Annotated in this window: 1 protein-coding gene; it reads left to right on the top strand. The window is 46.5% G+C overall.

Annotated elements, in window-relative coordinates; genetic code table 11:
* Nucleotides 1-1,473 (top strand): hypothetical protein (locus AB4507_RS22945; RefSeq protein WP_372183490.1); only part of this gene is annotated, 1,473 nt, incomplete at both ends.

Raw genomic sequence — 1,473 nt, 5'->3', positions numbered from 1 at the left:
TTCAAATCATGCAAGACGGTACGTTAGATATCACTGAGCCAAATCTGGCTGATGGTACGATCACAAGCAACACTATTGATGTGATGCCAAATCAGAGTGCGGATGGCGCGACGATCACTCAGTTCACTTATGACGGTCAACTACGAACACTTGATCCGAATGACACTGGTGAACAGCTGTTCAGCTTCACTGAAGGTGAGCTTTATATCACCCTTGAAGGGGAAGTGCGCTTTGAACCTAATCGCGATCTAGACCACTCAGTTAGTGAAGATATCGTGAAGTCGATTGTCGTGACTTCAAGCGATTTTGATAACGACCCGGTGACTTCAACCATTACGCTGACCATTGCTGATGGTGACAATCCGACTATTGATGCGGTGCCGAGCGTATCACTTAAAGAAGCGGATCTCGCTGATGGTTCATTGCCAAGTGGTAGTGCGGTGAGTCAAACAGAAATCATCTCGTTCACTCATCAAAGCGATGATGTAGAGAAGTTCCGTTTAGAACCAACCGAATTTAATACAGATAACTCACTCAAATCAGATGGCTTGATCATTGAAATTCGTGAAGAGCCGACAGGGTCGGGTGACTACATTGGTTTTACTACTAGTGCGACGAATGTCGAAACCACGGTATTCACGCTGAGTTTTTCTAGCACCACATTAGGTGAATACACGTTCACACTCATTGAAGCGTTGGACCATCAAGATGCCCGTGGTAACAACGAGCTCAGCTTTGATCTGCCTGTTTTTGCGGTAGATAGCGACGGCGATGATTCACTGATGTCTCCGTTAAACGTCACTATCGGCGATGATGTTCAAATCATGCAAGATAGTACGTTAGATATCATCGAGCCGAATCTTGCAGATGGTACCGTGACAACTGGTACTGTTGATGTGATGCCAAATCAAAGTGCTGATGGCGCAACGGTGACGCAATTCACTTATGATGGTCAGCTTCGAACGCTGGACCAAAATGACACTGGCGAGCAGCAGTTTAGCTTCACAGAGGGTGAACTATTCATCACGCTTCAAGGTGAAGTGCGCTTTGAGCCCAACCGCAATCTCGACCACACGCTGAACGAAGACATTGTGAAATCAATCGTGGTGACGTCTAGTGACTCCGATAACGATGTGCTGACCTCAACCGTCACGCTGACCATTACCGATGGTGATATTCCGACCATTGATAATGTGCCAACTGTGAACTTGTCGGAAACCAATCTGAGTGATGGCTCTGCACCAAGTGGCAGCGCGGTTAGCTCAACTCAAACTATTACTTATACCACTCAAAGTGATGATGTGACCAGCTTCCGTATTGAACCGACTGAGTTCAATGTTGGTGGCGCTTTGACATCAAATGGATTGGCAGTCGAACTGAAAGCCGACCCAACTACACCGGGTGGTTACATCGGTTATGTTACGGATGGCTCGAATGTTGAAACTAACGTGTTCACTATTAGCTTCTCGGATA

Source organism: Vibrio sp. 10N.222.54.A3 (assembly GCF_041474095.1).
In the GTDB taxonomy this organism is placed as follows: Bacteria; Pseudomonadota; Gammaproteobacteria; order Enterobacterales; family Vibrionaceae; genus Vibrio; species Vibrio crassostreae_C.
Note: the sequence above shows the minus strand (reverse complement) of the source record. Positions and strands in the feature narration are given on the sequence as shown.